Raw genomic sequence first — 16,722 nt, 5'->3', positions numbered from 1 at the left:
CTCGACCGCTCCTACGCACTGGTCGCGGCCGCGATGCGGGCCGGGGACTGCAACCCGGCCCAGGCCCACGTCATCGTGAACGCTCTCGACGACCTGCCGACCGGGCTCGACCCGGAGATCAAGACCAAGGCCGAAGAAGCGCTGGTCGCCTACGCGACCCGGTTCGACCCCACCCAGTTGCGTCGTCTGGGGCGCCGGATCCTCGACGTCATCGCCCCGGAGATCGCCGAGGCCGAAGAAGCCCGACGCCTCGCCGCCGAGGAAGCCCACGCGAGGAAGAAGACCCGCCTGGCGATGCGGCGTCTGGGGGATGGCACCACCCGGATCGCGGCGGTGGTCCCGGATGCGGCCGCGGACCGGCTGGCCACCAACCTCGAGGCTTTTGCCTCACCGCGGCGCGATGACGGTGTCCGCACCGAGACCGGCGAGTACCTGCCCTACGACCGCCGCCTGGGACGCGCGTTGTGCCAGTTGCTGGAGACCCTCGACCCGGCCCGCCTCCCGATCCACGGTGGGGACGCGACCACGGTGATCGTGACCGTCGATATCGACCAGCTCCGCCAAGAGGCCGGCATCGCCCAGATCCTCGGCGGGTCCCCGATCACGGCCGCCGAAGCCAGGCGTCTGGCCTGCACCGCAGGCATTCTCCCCGCCGTCCTCGGTGGCGACTGCGAGGTCCTCGACCTGGGGCGTAAGGAACGCTTCTTCACCGCCGCCCAACGCCGAGCGCTCCTGCTCAGGTCAGCGACCTGCGAGGCCGAGGGCTGCGACATCCCCGGCACCTGGGCCGAGGCCCACCACTGGATCGAATGGGGCCAAGGCGGGGCGACTGATCTCGACAACGCCGCCCTGCTCTGTAGTCATCACCACCACCGCGCCCACGACCCGGACTACCTCCACGAACGCCTACCCAACGGCGACATCCGATTCACGCGCCGGACATGAGCCGAGACCTGTGGTGATGCCTTCGGGTAGTGTCAGGGCTATGTCGAGTCCCGAGTCGGACAGGTCAGGGGCTGCCGGTCATACCGCCAGCCCCGTGAACCACTGAGCACACCGCCCGCCTTCCGCGCGGGTGAATGTGGCGTACTCCGGGCCGCCGGCCGTCGTGACCAGAAGCGTCCCTGTGACCTCTCACTTCGGAGTACTCGATGCCTCTTGCCCTCTATCTGCTCGCCCTGGCGGTCTTCGTCATGGGCACCTCGGAATTCATGCTTGCGGGGCTCGTCCCCGCGATCGCCGCCGATCTGGACGTATCCGTCGGCACGGCCGGCCTGCTGACCTCCGCGTTCGCCGTCGGGATCGTCGTCGGCGCTCCGGTGATGGCTGCGTTCGCGCGAGGCTGGCCACCTCGGCTCGCGCTGCTCGGCTGCCTGCTCGTGTTCGCGGGGTGCCATGTCCTCGCGGCGGTCACGCCGGCGTTCTTCCTCCTGCTCGTCGCCCGCGTGCTCAGTGCCTTCGCCAACGCGGGGTTCCTCGCGGTCGCCCTGAGCGCTGCCACTCGGCTCGTGCCCGAGAACCAGAAGGGTCGCGCGCTGGCGATCCTCCTCTCCGGTACGACGATCGCCATGGTTGCGGGGGTTCCCGCGGGGGCGCTGCTCGGCACCGCGGCCGGGTGGCGGACGACGTTCTGGGCGATCGCGCTGCTGTGCGTTCCCGCCGCGATCGGGATCCTCCGGGGCGTCGCGTACGCTCCGGGCCGGACGGCCGCAGACGGCCCCGGGCTCCGTGCCGAGCTCGGCCAGCTTCGCTCGCCCGGTCTCGTCCTCGCGATGGCGCTCGGGGCCCTGGTCAACGGCGGCACCTTAGCGGCGGTGACCTATCTGGCGCCGGTCGTGACCGAGACCGCGGGCCTGGCCGATGAGTGGATCTCGGTGATGCTGGTGATGTTCGGCATCGGGTCGTTCCTGGGTGTCACGCTCGCGGGGCGGCTCTCGGACCGCCGGCCCGGCCTCGTGCTCGCGGTCGGCGGCTCGCTGCTGCCGGCCGGGTGGGTCGCGCTGGCGCTCGCCGCGGCCCATCCTCTGCTCTTGCTCGGGCTGGTCCTCCTGCAGGGCGTACTGGCGTTCGGGGTGGGCAGCACCTTGATCGCGCGGGTGCTCTACGCCGCCTCGGGGGCGCCGACGATGGGTGGGTCGTACGCGACCGCTGCGCTGAACACCGGAGCGGCGGCCGGACCTGTCCTCGGTGCGCTGGGCCTGGCGACCGGGGCGGGCGTCCTGGCGCCCGTGTGGGTCGCGGCCGCGCTGACGGCCCTGGCTCTGGTCGTCATGCGGCTGTCGGGTCCCGCCCTGAGGAAGGCGGTTCCCGCGCATCTCCTCTAGTGGGACTCGTGCTCCCGGTGGACCGAGACCTCGCCGTCGAGCTCGAGGGCGATCACGGTGCACAGCGGGTCGAGGGCGTCGTCGGTGGTGAAGACGTACTCCCAGCCGGGGACCTCGTGGAGGCCGCCGATGCGCTGGTGGTCGAGCTCGACGCCGCTCCCGAGGACGTACGCCTTCAGCACCTGGTTGCGCAGGCCGCGGACCACGACGTAGTCGTTGGGGCGGTCCAGGACGTAGAGGAACAGGGTGCGGCCGTCGGCCGAGACCGCGGTCGGGCCGTAGAAGTGGCCGTGGGGGAGGCCGCGGCGGATGCCACGGACCGCGGGGGAGTGGCGCGTGACCCAGTCGCCGAGGGCCTCGAGCCGCTCGGTCTGCTCGGGGGTGATGGTGCCGTCCTCGCGCGGGCCGACGTCGAGCAGCAGGTTGCCGCCACCGCCGATGGTCTCGACGAAGGTGCGCACGAGCTGGCGCGGTGACTTGTGGTTGTCGTCCTGCGGCTGCCAGCCCCAGGAGTCGTTGATGGTCAGGCAGAGCTCCCAGGGGCCCTCCGGCGGCACGACCGGAACGCCCTGTTCCGGGGTCACGTAGTCGCCGTGGCCGAGCATCCGGCCGTTGACGACCATCTCGGGCGAGAGTTCGCGCAGCTCGGCACGCAGCTCCCGCATCCGCCACTGCCGCTCGTCGCGCTCCCACTCGCCGTCGAACCAGAGCAGGTCCGGCCCGTATCGGGTCACCAGCTCCCGGATCTGGGCGCGGTGGAACTCCAGGTAGCGCTCCCAGCGCGCCGGCTCCTCGGCGCCCGGCCGTGGGACCGCGTAGGGGTTGTCCTGCACCACGTGGTGCTGCACGGCCGGGCGCACCGTGGCGTAGTCCGGGTGCGACCAGTCGAGGTGGGAGAAGTAGAGGCCGACCTTCAGCCCCCGGCGGCGTACGGCCTCGACGAACTCGGCGACGAGGTCGCGTCCGGCCGGGGCCCGGGTGACCACGGAGAGGTCGCCGACGGCGGTGTCGTAGAGCGCGACCCCGTCGTGGTGCTTGGCGGTGAGCACGGCGTACGTCGCTCCGGCCCGCTCGAAGAGCTCGGCCCAGGCGTCGGCGTCGAACTCCGAGGCGGTGAAGCCGTCGATCTGGGCCATGTAGTCGGCATAGGGGACCCGGCCGTCGTAGAACGACCAGGACTCCGCGACGCCGTCGACGCTGTAGATCCCCCAGTGGACGAAGATGCCGAGCTGCGCCTCGGGGAACCAGGATGCGATCGACATGCCCTACCCCTCGCGTCCGGTGACGGCTGCGCGGGTGTGCTCGAGGGCGCGCTCGCGCAGCGTCGTGCCACCGCCGGTGACGATGCCGATGCTGAAGCCGTCCCACATCGCCCGTAGGCGCTCGGAGACGGCCTCAGGGTCGGGCACCTCGGGGAGTGCCGCGGCGAAGAGCCGGACCAGGTCGGCGTGCCACTCGTCGTCCATCGCGCGCTGGGCGGCGGCGAGCTCGGCATCGTACGGCGCCCGTGCCCACAGCTCGAGCCAGAGCAGCCAGCGCGGGTCGCGCTCGTCGAGGGCGAGGTAGACGTCGGTGAATGCCAGCAGCGCCTCCACGCCTCCTTCCCGGGCCTCCTCGACCTTCTCCAAGAGGGGTGCTCGCTGCGCCGCGTACTCGTTCTCGCTCCAGCGCAGGGTCTCGAGGAGCAGGCCGTTGCGGGTGCCGAAGTAGTAGAGGAGGTGGCCGCCGCTGGTGCCTAGCCGGGCGGCGAGGGAGGCCATCGTGACCTTGGCGAGTCCTTCCTCGGCCACCATCTCCAGGGTGGTCGCGAGGACCTGCTCGCGGGGTCGTTCCAGGCGTCGGTTGGAGCGTGTGCGCGTCACCTCGACGGTGCCTCCTCGTGCTCGCGTGGCGAAATCTTCGGGCTCACCCCTTGACTCTAGCGGTGATCTGGGTCACTTTGAATGCCGTTCAAAGTTTTGTACAGCGTTCAAAACTCGCTGTACCCTCATCCCAAGGAGACCCGCGATGATCGAATCCATGCAGGTGAGCCCGGACGAGGTGAAGCCGGCGCAGGAACGGCCCCGGCTCGCCCGGGTGCTCGGACCCGGCGCCGCCGTCCTGCTGGTGCTCTCGTGCATCACGCCCGCCTCGAGCCTGTTCATCATCGTCCCGGAGCTGTTCGCGACCCAGGGGAGCGGCGCGGTGCTGGCCGTCGTCGCGGGCTTCGCGGTCTCGATCGCCATCGCCGCGTGCTACGCCGAGCTCGGCACCCGCACCGCCAGCTCCGGCGGCGAGTACGCGATGGTCACCCAGACCCTCGGCAGGTCGATGGGCTGGTTGACGTTCTCCCTGGCGGGCGTGCTGCTCTGGCTCATCCCACCGATCTTCGCGCTCGGCACCGCCGACTACCTGGCCGACCTGGTGGAGCTGCCGCGGGCCGCGACCGGCGCGATCGTGATGCTCCTCTCGACCGCCACGGCGATCCTCAACATCAAGGCCAACGCCGTCGTCACCGGCACCTTCCTCGCCCTCGAGATGATCGCCGCCGTGGTCGTCACGATCCTCGGGCTCGGCCACGTCCAGCGCGGCCCCGGCGAGCTGGTCTCGCCGCACGTCATCGGTGAGAACGGCCTGGAGCCCTTCACCCTGGCGATCCTCATCTCCGGTCTCGCGGTGAGCACGTTCCTGGTCAGCGGCTTCGGCACCACCGTCTACCTCTCCGAGGAGATCGTCGACCCGCGCCGCAACGTCGCCCGCGTCATCTTCTGGACCCTCGGCCTGGGTGGTCTGGTCATCCTCGTCCCGACCGTGACCACCGTCCTCGCGGTCGACGACCTCAGCGACCTCGCCTCCGGCAACTTCTCCCAGTGGGTCGCCGCCTGGGGCGGCGAGCGCGTCGCGGTCGCGGTGAACGTCGCCATCGCCATCGCGATCCTCAACGCCGTCATCGTGATGGTGCTGCAGAACGCCCGGGTCGTCTACGCCTCGGCGCGTGACCGCTCCTGGCCGGCACCGGTCAACGGTGTCCTCACCAGGCTGCACCCCCGCTACGCCACCCCGTGGCTCGCCACCCTCGTCATCGGCATCCCCGGCGCTATCCTCGCCGGCGCCGTCGAGATCGAGGCGCTGCTCGGGGTGACCTCGGTGGTCATCTCCACGATGTACGTCGTCGTCGCGATCGCCGCGCTCCGCGCCCGCCGCCGTGGCCCTGCCGCCCAGGGCTGGCGGATGCCGCTGTGGCCGCTGCCGCCGCTGATCGTCATCGGCGCGATCGGCTACGCGCTGGCCGGCTCCGCGCGGACCGACGTCCTGATCACGGCCGGGATCGTGGTCGCCGCCCTCGCCTACTACTTCCTCTACCTCGCCCGTCGTCCCGGCGAGCGGTTCCTCGTCGTCGACCCGACCGAGGAATAGACACATCCATCCACCACGAGAATCGAACGAGAGAAGAACGCCATGGCTCGCTACGGAACCCAGTTCGGCCCCGACATCACCTTCTTGGGTGTCGACCGGTGTGACTGGGCCGACCCCGCGACGTACGAGGGTGCCGATGTGGTCATCCTCGGCGCCCCCTTCGACGGAGGTACGTCGCACCGGTCGGGCACCCGGTTCGGTCCGCAGTTCATCCGGCAGACCTGCTACCTGGCCCATGACGGCTCGCGGCCCTCGCTGGCGATGCGGGTCGACGCCCTGCAGGACATCCGGGTGCTGGACGCGGGCGACGTCGAGATGTTCTCCGGCGACGCCGAGCGGTCGGTGCGCGACCTGCAGGAGGCCGTGCACGCGGTGACGAGCAACGGCGCCATCCCGCTGGTGCTGGGCGGTGATCACACGATCGCCTGGCCCGATGCCGCCGGTGTCGCCCAGCACCTCGGCCAGGGTCGCGTCTCGATGATCCACTTCGACGCCCACGCCGACACCGGGGACATCGAGTTCGGCTCGCTGATCGGGCACGGCCAACCGATGCGCCGGCTCATCGAGTCGGGCGCGCTGCGCGGCGACCGGTTCCTGCAGATGGGGCTGCGCGGCTACTGGCCCGAGCCCGAGACGCTGGACTGGATGGCCGAGCAGGGCATGCGGTCCTACGAGATGACCGAGATCGTGCACCGCGGTCTGGAGGAGTGCCTCACCGAGGCCTTCACCATCGCCACCGACGAGTGCGACGGGGTCTTCCTCTCGGTCGACATCGACGTCTGCGACCCCGGGCACGCCCCCGGCACCGGCACCCCGGAGCCGGGCGGACTCACCGCCCGCCAGCTGCTCGACGCGGTCCGCCGGATCGCCTACGAGCTGCCGGTGGTCGGGATCGACGTCGTCGAGGTCTCCCCGCCGTACGACCACGCCGACATCACCTCGTTCCTCGCCAACCGGGTCGTCCTCGAGGCCCTCTCGGGCATCGCCCGCCGCAAGCGCGACCAGGCCGACGGGACCCGCTGGGACCCGAGCCTCCCGCTGCTCGCCCAGCGTCCAGACCGGCGTCCCGACCAGCGTCCCAACGACACACAGGAGAACTGACATGACCACCCATGATGTGATCGTGGTCGGCGCCGGCGTGACCGGCCTGACCGCGGCCTGGCGCCTGGCGCAGGCAGGCCAGGACGTACTCGTCCTGGAGGCGCGCGACCGCGTCGGTGGCCGGCTGCGGACCGAGGCGCACGGTGGGCCCGGGGCCGAGGCCGACTTCGAGATCGGCGGCCAGTGGGTCTCGCCCGACCAGGACGCGCTGCTCGGCATCCTCGACGAGCTCGAACTGCCGACCTACCCGCGCTTCCGCGAGGGCGAGTCGCTCTACGTCGACAGGGCGGGGGTCGCGCACCGCTTCGGCGAGGACCTGCCGGTCGGCGATGCCACCTCGGCCGCCATCGCGCAGCTGACCAAGACCCTCGACGGGCTCGCCGCCGCGATGGACCCGGCCCGGCCGTGGGAGCTCGACGACGCCGCCCACCTCGACAGCGTCTCGTTCCGCGCCTGGCTCGAGCAGCAGTGCGACGACCCGGTCGCGGTCGACAACGTCGCCCTCTACATCGGGCCGGCGATGCTCACGAAGCCCGCCCACTCGTTCTCCGCGCTCCAGGCCGTGCAGATGGCCGCCAGCGCGGGATCGTTCAGCAACCTCGTCGACGCCGACGTGATCCTCGACCGCCGGGTCGTCGGTGGCCTGCAGCGGGTGCCGCTGACCCTGGCCGAGCGACTCGGGGACCGGGTCCGGCTCGGCCAGGACGTCACCCACGTCGAGTGGGACGAGGACGGCGCCGTCGTCCACGTCGGCGCCGAGATCCACGCCGCGCGACGCCTCGTCCTCGCGGTCCCGCCGACCCTGGTCAGGCGGATCCGGTTCAGTCCCGAGCTCCCGGCCGAGCACCGGATCGCCCGCGAGCACCAGTCGTTCGGGCTGGTCATCAAGGTGCAGGCGCAGTACGCGACGCCGTTCTGGCGCGCCGACGGCCTCAGCGGCACCGGCTTCGCGCCCTGGCAGCTGGTCCACGAGGTCTACGACAACACCCCCGAGGGCGAGCCGCGCGGCACCCTGGTCGGTTTCGTCTCCGACGAGCGCGCGGACGCGGTCGGCCGGCTGACCGAGGACGAGCGCCGGCGGAGGGTGCTGGAGTCGCTGGCCTCCTACTTCGGCGAGGCCGCGCTGGTTCCGATCACCTACGTCGAGAGCGACTGGCAGCACCAGGAGCTCACCGGCGGTGCGTACGGGACCAGCTTCGACCTCGGCGGGCTGACCCGCTGGGGCGCGGTGCTGCGCGAGCCGCTCGGGCCGATCGAGTTCGGCAGCAGCGATGTCGCCGGCCACGGCTTCCAGCACGTCGACGGCGCCGTACGCGTGGGCGAGGAGATCGCCGGCCGCATTCTCGCGGATGCAACGTGATCGCAGCGAAGCGGCACCTAGCCTCCGACCTGGCGCGCTCATCGTGGGGGTGAGCGCGCCACCCTCGAGAAAGGTCACCCTTCGTATGCGCCTCCTCCTCATGGGACCGCCCGGTGCCGGCAAGGGCACCCAGGCCGCCGTCATCGCCGAGCGCTTCGCCGTGCCGGCGATCTCGACCGGCGACATCTTCCGGGCGAACGTCGCCCGGCGGACCGCGTTGGGGACGGCGGCACAGACCTACATGGACGCGGGCGAGTACGTACCGGACGAGATCACCAACGCAATGGTCGCCGACCGGCTGTGCGAGGGCGACTGTGCCGACGGTTTCCTCCTCGACGGCTATCCGCGCACCCCGCAGCAGGTCGCCGAGCTCGACACGATCCTGGACCGCTCCGGCGTCGCGCTCGACGCAGCGGTGCTGCTCGAGGCCGACCCCGACGAGCTGGTGAGCCGGCTCCTGGCCCGCTCCGAGGAGCAGGGTCGCGCCGACGACACCGAGTCGGTCATCCGTCGCCGGCTCGAGGTGTACGCCGCCGAGACCGGCCGGCTGGCCGACAGCTACGCCGAGCGCGACCTCCTCGCCACCGTCGACGGCCTCGGCCCGGTCGAGGAGGTCACCGACCGGATCCTGGCCGCCCTGACCTCGATGTCCGCTCAGCGGACGGCGACCTCGGCGCCGTAGCGCTCGACGCAGAACGACGAGAGTCGCTCGGCCAGGGCGGAGAGGGCCTCGGCGGCGTGGTGCTGCGGGTCCCAGGCCGCGTACAGCCTGATCCGCACGCGCCCGGCCGGTGCCTCGATGTGCAGCGGCAGCAGGCCGAAGCGCGGGTCGTCGGAGACCACCGCGATCCCGCGGCCCGAGGCCGCGAGCGCCTGTGCGACCTGGGCGTTGGACACCTCGAGGACGTCGCCGTAGCCCACGGCGGCGTCCTCGACCGCCGCGTCCAGCAGCGGTCGGGGGCGCAGGTCGTCGGTGAGCAGCACGAGCGGCCGCGTCACCAGGTCGCGTACGTCCACGGACCCCCGCCCCGCCCACGGATCCTCGGGACGGACATAGGCCCACACCGGCAGTACGGCGAGGGCCCGCGAGGCCAGGGACCGGGCCGGCGGCCGGGTGACGATCGCCAGGTCGGCGCCGGCCCGGACGGCCGCGGCGGCGCCGCGCGGGTCGAGCTCGCGGACCATCGCGACCGGGTCGTCGGGCCCGAGGGTCGCCAGGAACGGGGCGAGCACGTCGGTGAGCGTCGTCGTGGGCACGGCGAGGTGCAGCTCGTCGAGGTGGCCCGAGGCGAGCACGGCCACGGCGCGATCGAGGTCGTCCGCGTGCGCCAGCAGGTCGCGGGCGCGGGGGAGGAGATCCTCGGCCGTCCGGGTCAGCCGCAGCCGTCGGCCCTCGCGGGCGAAGAGCGGCACCCCGAGGTTGGCCTCGAGCTGGCGCAGCTGCCGCGACAGCACCGGCTGGGTCACGTGCAGCACCTCGGCGGCCTGCGTCGCCGAGCCGGCGTCGGCGGTGGCGACGAAGTAGCGCAGCAGTCGCAGATCCATGCTCATGAGGCATGATTGTAGTAGTCAAAAGGTCTTGGACGACATGTGTCGTGGAGGCTCATGCTGAACCCATGACCGAGCCCTCGACCCTCGAACAGACCCGCCTCCTGCGCACCGCGCTGCCCGGCCCCCGCTCCCAGGAGCTGATGGCCCGCAAGGTCGCGGCCGTGCCCCAGGGCGTGGCCACGACCATGCCCGTCTTCGCCGCCCGTGCGGCCGGTGGGATCGTCGAGGACGTCGACGGCAACCGCTTCATCGACCTCGGCTCCGGCATCGCGGTGACCACCGTCGGCTCCAGCGCCGCCCGGGTGGTCGACGCCGTCTCCGACCAGGTCGCGGCCTTCACCCACACCTGTTTCATGGTCACGCCCTACGAGGGCTACGTGGCTGTCGCCGAGCAGCTCGCCCGGCTCACCCCCGGTGACCACGAGAAGCGCACCGCGCTGTTCAACTCCGGCTCCGAGGCAGTCGAGAACGCGGTCAAGATCGCCCGCTCGTTCACAGGCAAGGACGCGGTCGTGGTCTTCGACCACGCCTACCACGGGCGCACCAACCTCACCATGGCGATGACGGCGAAGAACATGCCCTACAAGCACGGCTTCGGGCCGTTCGCGGGCGAGGTCTACCGGGCCCCGATGTCCTACCCGTTCCGCGACGCCGCCGAGATCGACGGCAAGCTCGCTGCGGCCCGGGCGACCTCCCTGATCGAGACCCAGGTGGGCGCCGACAACCTCGCCGCGATCGTGATCGAGCCGGTCCAGGGCGAGGGCGGCTTCATCGTCCCGGCGCCTGGCTTCCTCGCCGCGCTCGCCGACTGGTGCCGCGCCAACGACGTGCTCTTCGTGGCCGACGAGGTGCAGTCCGGCTTCGGCCGCACCGGCACCTGGTTCGCCGTCGAGCACGACGACGTCGTCCCCGACCTGGTGGTCAGTGCGAAGGGCATCGCCGGCGGCCTACCGCTCTCCGCGGTGACCGGCCGCGCCGAGGTCATGGACGCCGTCCACCCCGGCGGCCTCGGCGGCACCTACGGCGGCAACCCGCTCGCCTGTGCCGCCGCGCTGGCCGTGATCGAGACCATCGAGGCCGAGGACCTGCTCGCTCGGGCGCGCGCGATCGAGGCACGCCTGCTCGGCAGGCTCCGCGACCTGCAGGCGGGCGACGCTCGCATGGGTGACGTACGCGGCCGGGGGGCGATGATCGCCGCCGAGTTCGTCGACCCGGCCACCGGCGACCCGGACGGCGCCACCGCCAAGGCCGTCGCCGCCTACGCTCACAGCCAGGGTGTCATCACCCTGACCTGTGGCACCTGGGGCAACGTCATCCGCTTCCTGCCCCCGCTGAGCATCTCCGACGAGCTGCTCGACGAGGCCCTGGACGTACTCACGACCGCACTGGAGGAGACCAAGTGACCACGAGCCCGAGGACCAGCCCCGCGACCAGCTACCTCGACGCCCTCGAGCCCGGCAGCGGCGTCCTCGTCGGCGGCCGTTGGCGCCCGGGCGCCAACGGCGTCTTCGCCGTCGAGAACCCGGCCACCCGCGAGCTGGTCGCCGACGTCGCCGACGGCTCCACCGACGACGCGACCGCGGCCGTCGACGCGGCCGCCGCGGCCCTCCCCGCCTGGTCGGCGCTGCCGCCGCGCACGCGCAGCGACCTGCTCGGCCGGGTCCGCGACCTGATGCTGCGCGACGCCGACGAGCTCGCCGCCCTGATCGCCCTCGAGAACGGCAAGTCGCTGACCGACGCCCGCGGCGAGGTCGGCTACGCCGCCGAGTTCTTCCGCTGGTACGCCGAGGAGGCCGTGCGCCCGCACGGTGACTTCGGTCCCTCGCCGGCCGGCGGCACCCGCACCATCGTCACCCACAAGCCGGTGGGCGTGGCCGCCCTCGTGACGCCGTGGAACTTCCCGGCCGCGATGGCCACCCGCAAGATCGCCCCGGCTCTGGCAGCCGGCTGCACGGTCGTGCTCAAGCCCGCCGCCGAGACGCCGCTGACCGCGCTCGCGATCGCCCGGCTGATCGCCGAGGCCGGCATCCCCGACGGCGTCGTCAACGTGGTGCCCGGCCTCGACGCGCCCGGCATCGTCAGCACCTGGCTCGCCGACGCCCGGGTCCGCAAGATCTCCTTCACCGGCTCGACCGGCGTCGGCCGCGTCCTGCTCCGCCAGGCCGCCGACCGTGTGGTCAACACCTCGATGGAGCTCGGCGGCAACGCGCCGTTCGTCGTCACCTCGACCGCGGACGTCACCGCGGCCGTCGAGGGCGCGATGGTCGCCAAGTTCCGCAACGGGGGACAGGCCTGCACCGCGGCCAACCGGCTCTACGTCCACGCCGACGTCGCCGAGGAGTTCACCGCCCGCCTCGGTGTCGCCGTGGAGGCGCTGAAGGTCGGCCCGGCCGAGCAGGGCAGCGACATCGGCCCGCTCATCTCGGCGAAGGCGTACGCCACCGTCACCGGCCTCGTCGACGCCGCCGTGGCCGCGGGAGCCGTGGTTGCGCACCGCGCCGAGATCCCGCAGTCCGAGGGCTACTTCTACGCACCGACCGTCCTGACCGGGGTCGCACCGGACTCGCCGCTGCTTGGCGAGGAGATCTTCGGCCCGGTGGCCCCGATCGTGATCTGGAACGACACCGAGGAGCTGCTGGCCTCGGTCAACGACACCGAGTTCGGCCTGGCCGCGTACGTCTTCGGCGAGATGAGCGAGGCGCTGCACGTCGCCGAGCGGATCGACGCCGGGATGGTCGGGGTCAACCGTGGCCTCGTCTCCGACCCGTCGGCGCCGTTCGGTGGCGTGAAGCAGAGCGGCATCGGGCGCGAGGGCGCACGGGCCGGGCTGGAGGAGTACCTCGAGACGCAGTACCTCAGCGTCGCCTGGTGACCCGCCTCTGGTGATTAGCACCACGTCGGCTCTATCAACGATGATGTGACCCAGGCCACCCGCACACCCTGCGGGTGGTCGATTGGGACAGCCCCCACCCGGGCGGTCCCGACCAACACTCCAGACGGACCACCAGCGCCGCCCGGCAGATTGAGGAGTCACCCCTATGACCGCAGTGTTCGAGCCCGGGACCTCGTTCGAGGCCTACGACCTCGCAGACCGCTATCGAGTCGGAGCCGGCCCGGTGCTCCTCACCGGGATCCAGGCGATCGCGCGGATGCTCGTCGAGCAGCGTGCCCTCGACCAGCGCCGCGGCCTGCGCACCGGCACCTTCATCTCCGGCTACCCGGGCAGCCCGCTCGGTGGTCTCGACCAGCTGCTGCTGGGCCTGCCGAAGGAGATGGCCGACGCCGACATCACCGTGGTCCCTGGCCTCAACGAGGAGCTCGCCGCCACCGCGGTGTGGGGTTCGCAGTCAGCGGTCACCCTCGACACCGAGCGCTACGACGGCGTCACCGGGGTCTGGTACGGCAAGGGTCCTGGTGTCGACCGCGCGCTCGACGCGATGCGTCACGCCAACATGTACGGCGCCCACCCCACCGGCGGCATGCTGATGCTGGTCGGCGACGACCCGGCCGCGAAGTCCTCCACCGTGCCGGCCGTGAGCGAGCGGACCCTGGCGAGCCTCGGCATCCCCGTGCTCTTCCCGCGCAACGCCGCCGAGATCGTCGAGTACGGCATGGAGGGCATCGCCCTCTCCCGGGCCTCCGGCTGCGTCGTCGCGCTCAAGATCGTCGCCGACGTCGCCGACGGTGCCTGGGTGGTCAACCCGGAGATCGGCGTCCTCGACCCGGTCACCCCGAAGACCGAGTGGGACGGCGTCCCCTACACCTACGAGCCGACCAAGATCGAGCTCTTCCCCGACCGGATCGTCGGCGCCGAGGCGAAGCTCTACGGCCCCCGGATGGGCGTGGTGAATGCGTACGCCGCCGAGAACCACCTCAACCGGATCGAGGTCAAGGCACCGAACGCCAAGGTCGGCATCGTCGCCTCCGGCTCGTGCTACGACTCGATGCGCCAGGGCCTGAAGGATCTCGGCCTCGGCCACGACGACCTGGTGGCCGCCGGGATCCGGGTGCTGCGCCTGGGCATGATGTGGCCGGTCGAGCCGACCATCGTCTCCGAGTTCGCGGAGGGCCTCGAGGAGATCGTCGTCGTCGAGGACAAGACGTCCTTCATCGAGCAGGGCATCCGCGAGATCCTCTACGGCGAGCCGTCCGCTCCCGTCATCGTCGGCAAGAAGGACCGCAACGGTGTCCCGCTGGTGCCGCTCGACGGTGAGCTGACCGCCGGCCGTCTGCTCGCGCCGCTGCGTCGTGCGCTGAAGGGCCACGCCCAGCTCAAGGCCGCCGGTCCGGCCCGGATCGACCTGCCGCTGCTCTCGACCTCGCGCACCCCCTACTTCTGCAGCGGCTGCCCGCACAACCGGTCCACCGCGCTCCCCGACGGGAGCCTGGGTGGTGGCGGCATCGGCTGCCACACCCTGGTGACCGCCTCGCAGCGTGAGGACAGCGCGGTCGTCGGCATCACCCAGATGGGCGGCGAGGGCTCGCAGTGGATCGGGCAGGCGCCCTACAGCCACGCCGGCCACACGTTCCAGAACGTCGGTGACGGCACCTTCTTCCACTCCGCGCAGCTGGCCATCCAGGCGTGCGTCGCGGCCGGGGTGAACATCACCTACAAGCTGCTCCACAACGACGTCGTCGCGATGACCGGTGCCCAGAAGCGGCAGGGCGAGGTCGCGATGGCGCAGCTGACCCACAAGCTGATGAACGAGGGCGTCAAGGCGATCATCGTCGTCGCCGACGAGCCGAAGCGCTACCGCCGCGCCCACTTCCCCGCAGGCGTACGCCTCTGGCACCGCGACCGCCTCGACGACGCCCAGCGCGACCTGCGTGAGATCGAGGGCGTGACCGTCCTGATCTACGACCAGCACTGTGCCGCCGATGCGCGGCGCCAGCGCAAGCGGGGCACGATCGAGCAGCGCAACACCCGGATCGTGATCAACGAGGCCGTGTGCGAGGGCTGCGGCGACTGCGGTGTGAAGTCCAACTGCCTCTCCGTACAGCCGGTCGAGACCGAGCTGGGCCGCAAGACCCGCATCGACCAGACCTCCTGCAACACCGACTACACCTGCGTCGAGGGCGAGTGCCCCTCGTTCATGGCGGTCGAGACCGACCCGACGGCCAAGAAGGCGAAGAAGTCGACGCCGGAGCCGCCGACCGTGGCGGACCCGGGCTACGGCGAGCTGGAGCGGACCTACGGCGTCTTCATGGCCGGCATCGGCGGCACCGGCATCGTCACCGTCAACCAGGTGCTCGCGACGGCCGCGCTGCGCGCCGGCTTCGGCGTGGAGTCGCTCGACCAGGTCGGGATGAGCCAGAAGGCGGGCCCGGTGACGGCGCACCTGCGGTTCGGACCGGGAACGATCGACCCCTCCAACCGGGTCACCCCGGGTTCGGCCGACGCGCTGCTCGGCTTCGACCTGCTCACCCTGGCCGAGGGCAAGAACCTCGCCTACGGCGACCCGGGGCACACCCGCGCGGTCGTGTCGACCAGCAAGACGCCGACCGGGCCGATGGTCTACGACAAGGACATCGCCTACCCGGCCGACGACGAGCTGCTCACCCGGGTGAACAGCACGACGTCCTCGCTGCGTGCCTTCGACGCGCTGGCGGCGGCGGAGACCCTCTTCGGCAACACCGCCGCGGCCAACTTCCTGCTGGTCGGCGCCGCCTACCAGGCCGGCGCTCTGCCGATCCCCGCCGAGGCGATCGAGGAGGCCATCGGCATCAACGGTGTCGCGGTCAGCGCGAACGTCGCCGCCTTCCGCTGGGGCCGTGCCTCGGTCGCGGTGCCGGAGGAGTTCGCCAAGGTCACCGGCACGGCCACCGCGCCGGTCGAGCAGGTCGTCGTGCCGGCGCTGGACGCCGCGACGTTCGACGGGGAGGTGCGCCGCCTCGCCGAGGTCCGCGCCCCGAAGCTCGTCGCCTTCCAGAACCAGGCGACCGCTCGTGACTACGTCGAGACCGTCGAGCGGATCTGGAACGCCGAGCGCTCGGTGACCGAGGACACCCGATTCTCCGAGGCCGTCGCCCGCTACCTGTTCAAGCTCACCGCCTACAAGGACGAGTACGAGGTCGCCCGGCTCCTCACCGCGCCGGCCGCGCTCGACGGCGTCCGCGCCGAGGTCCAGGGCAAGATCAGCTTCAAGCTCTCCCCGCCGATCTTCGGGGCGTTCCTCAAGGGCGGCAAGATGACCTTCGGCCCGCGGTCCCACTTCATCCTGCGCCTCCTGGCGACCATGAAGTTCCTGCGCGGCACGATCCTGGACCCCTTCGGTCACGCCCACGTACGCCGCACCGAGCGTGCCCTGTTCGCGCACTACTCCGCGCTGGTCACCAGCCTTGCGGCCGACCTCACCGAGGAGTCCTACGCCCGGGCCGTTCGCCTCGCCGAGCTCCCGGACATGGTGCGCGGCTACGAGAACGTGAAGATGCGCAACGTCGAGGCCTACCGCGAGGTGCTCGCCGCTGAGGGCATCGACCTGACGGTCTAGATCACACCGAGCGTGTCTGCCAGCCTCGACTGCGCCCCGGCGCTGTCGAGGCTGGCCTCTACCCGGCCGACGTTGCCGGCCGAGGGGTAGGCGAAGAGGGCCATCAGGAGCACCGAGATGGCCGCGCCGATGAGGTACGTCACCACCTGGCCCTCGGTGAGGATGAACGCGAGCGCGAGCGAGACGAGCGCGACCAGCTCGCTGAGCACGAGCCGGAGGATCAGGGACATCTGGTGCTTCTGCAGCGCCTCGCCCTTCGCCTTCTCCGGGTCCGTGCCCGGGGTGATCGGAGCGACCCGGAACCCGATCGTCGACAGGACCAGCGCGATGACGACCCCGGCCACGACCTGACCGCCGATGACGTACGTCGAGGGCAGCGCCAGGTCGGCGTCGGGGACGCTGAGGTAGACGACCACTCCCAGCACCACGACCATGCTCATGAACGCGAGCGCCATCATCTGGGCTGTACGCAGGGCGGGTGTGGGCATTCTGAGACTCC

At 71.5% G+C, this 16,722-nt stretch carries 13 protein-coding genes; 9 read left to right on the top strand and 4 right to left on the bottom strand.

Annotated elements, in window-relative coordinates:
- Together BLT25_RS29120 and BLT25_RS29115 are read left to right on the top strand one after the other, a co-directional pair.
- On the top strand, positions 1-945 hold a 945-nt coding region (locus tag BLT25_RS29120; RefSeq protein ID WP_091053272.1), incomplete at its 5' end, for an HNH endonuclease signature motif containing protein.
- A gap of 206 nt (positions 946-1,151) precedes the next feature.
- Positions 1,152-2,324 (top strand): Cmx/CmrA family chloramphenicol efflux MFS transporter, encoded by a 1,173-nt coding sequence (locus BLT25_RS29115; protein ID WP_091053270.1) that lies wholly within the window; start codon positions 1,152-1,154, stop codon positions 2,322-2,324.
- On the opposite strand, the gene BLT25_RS29110 is transcribed toward BLT25_RS29115, so the two are convergent.
- Positions 2,321-3,586 carry an alpha-L-fucosidase gene (locus BLT25_RS29110; RefSeq protein WP_091053269.1) on the bottom strand — a complete coding sequence of 422 codons (1,266 nt, stop codon included), beginning with the start codon at positions 3,584-3,586 and terminating at the stop codon, positions 2,321-2,323. The genes BLT25_RS29115 and BLT25_RS29110 overlap by 4 nt on opposite strands.
- Before the next feature lie 3 nt (positions 3,587-3,589).
- Positions 3,590-4,186 carry a TetR/AcrR family transcriptional regulator gene (locus BLT25_RS29105; protein ID WP_091053267.1) on the bottom strand — a complete coding sequence of 199 codons (597 nt, stop codon included), beginning with the start codon at positions 4,184-4,186 and terminating at the stop codon, positions 3,590-3,592.
- Positions 4,187-4,331: 145 nt separating this feature from the next.
- Between BLT25_RS29105 and BLT25_RS29100 the strand changes: the two genes are divergently transcribed.
- The 4 genes from BLT25_RS29100 to BLT25_RS29085 all read left to right on the top strand — a co-directional run bounded on the left by BLT25_RS29100 (position 4,332) and on the right by BLT25_RS29085 (position 8,863).
- Complete coding sequence (locus BLT25_RS29100; protein WP_091053266.1) at positions 4,332-5,720, top strand: APC family permease; 1,389 nt, start codon at positions 4,332-4,334, stop codon at positions 5,718-5,720.
- Between the two features lie 42 nt (positions 5,721-5,762).
- Positions 5,763-6,821, top strand: a complete 1,059-nt coding sequence (gene speB / locus BLT25_RS29095; protein ID WP_091053264.1) for an agmatinase — start codon at positions 5,763-5,765, stop codon at positions 6,819-6,821.
- Between the two features lies 1 nt (position 6,822).
- Positions 6,823-8,181 (top strand): flavin monoamine oxidase family protein, encoded by a 1,359-nt coding sequence (locus tag BLT25_RS29090; RefSeq protein ID WP_091053262.1) that lies wholly within the window; start codon positions 6,823-6,825, stop codon positions 8,179-8,181.
- An 85-nt stretch (positions 8,182-8,266) separates the two neighbouring features.
- Positions 8,267-8,863 carry an adenylate kinase gene (locus tag BLT25_RS29085; protein ID WP_091053261.1) on the top strand — a complete coding sequence of 199 codons (597 nt, stop codon included), beginning with the start codon at positions 8,267-8,269 and terminating at the stop codon, positions 8,861-8,863.
- On the opposite strand, the gene BLT25_RS29080 is transcribed toward BLT25_RS29085, so the two are convergent.
- Positions 8,836-9,732: a LysR family transcriptional regulator gene (locus tag BLT25_RS29080; RefSeq protein WP_256328868.1), complete on the bottom strand. Its 897-nt coding sequence runs from the start codon at positions 9,730-9,732 to the stop codon at positions 8,836-8,838. The two genes, BLT25_RS29085 and BLT25_RS29080, sit on opposite strands and share 28 nt — an antisense overlap.
- A gap of 65 nt (positions 9,733-9,797) precedes the next feature.
- On the opposite strand from BLT25_RS29080, the gene gabT reads away from it, so the two are divergent.
- The 3 genes from gabT to BLT25_RS29065 all read left to right on the top strand — a co-directional run bounded on the left by gabT (position 9,798) and on the right by BLT25_RS29065 (position 16,223).
- Complete coding sequence (gene gabT / locus BLT25_RS29075) at positions 9,798-11,135, top strand: 4-aminobutyrate--2-oxoglutarate transaminase (protein WP_091053258.1); 1,338 nt, start codon at positions 9,798-9,800, stop codon at positions 11,133-11,135.
- On the top strand, positions 11,132-12,604 hold the full coding sequence (locus tag BLT25_RS29070) for an NAD-dependent succinate-semialdehyde dehydrogenase (RefSeq protein WP_091053256.1): 1,473 nt from the start codon (positions 11,132-11,134) through the stop codon (positions 12,602-12,604). Before gabT ends, BLT25_RS29070 begins: the two co-directional genes overlap by 4 nt.
- Positions 12,605-12,770: 166 nt before the next feature.
- Positions 12,771-16,223 carry an indolepyruvate ferredoxin oxidoreductase family protein gene (locus tag BLT25_RS29065; protein ID WP_091053254.1) on the top strand — a complete coding sequence of 1,151 codons (3,453 nt, stop codon included), beginning with the start codon at positions 12,771-12,773 and terminating at the stop codon, positions 16,221-16,223.
- Here BLT25_RS29065 and BLT25_RS29060 read toward each other — a convergent pair.
- Positions 16,220-16,711 carry a hypothetical protein gene (locus BLT25_RS29060; RefSeq protein WP_091053253.1) on the bottom strand — a complete coding sequence of 164 codons (492 nt, stop codon included), beginning with the start codon at positions 16,709-16,711 and terminating at the stop codon, positions 16,220-16,222. The two genes, BLT25_RS29065 and BLT25_RS29060, sit on opposite strands and share 4 nt — an antisense overlap.
- Between the last annotated feature and the right edge of the window lie 11 nt (positions 16,712-16,722).

This window comes from Nocardioides sp. YR527 (genome assembly GCF_900101045.1).
Lineage (GTDB): Bacteria > Actinomycetota > Actinomycetes > Propionibacteriales > Nocardioidaceae > Nocardioides.
Note: the sequence above shows the minus strand (reverse complement) of the source record. Positions and strands in the feature narration are given on the sequence as shown.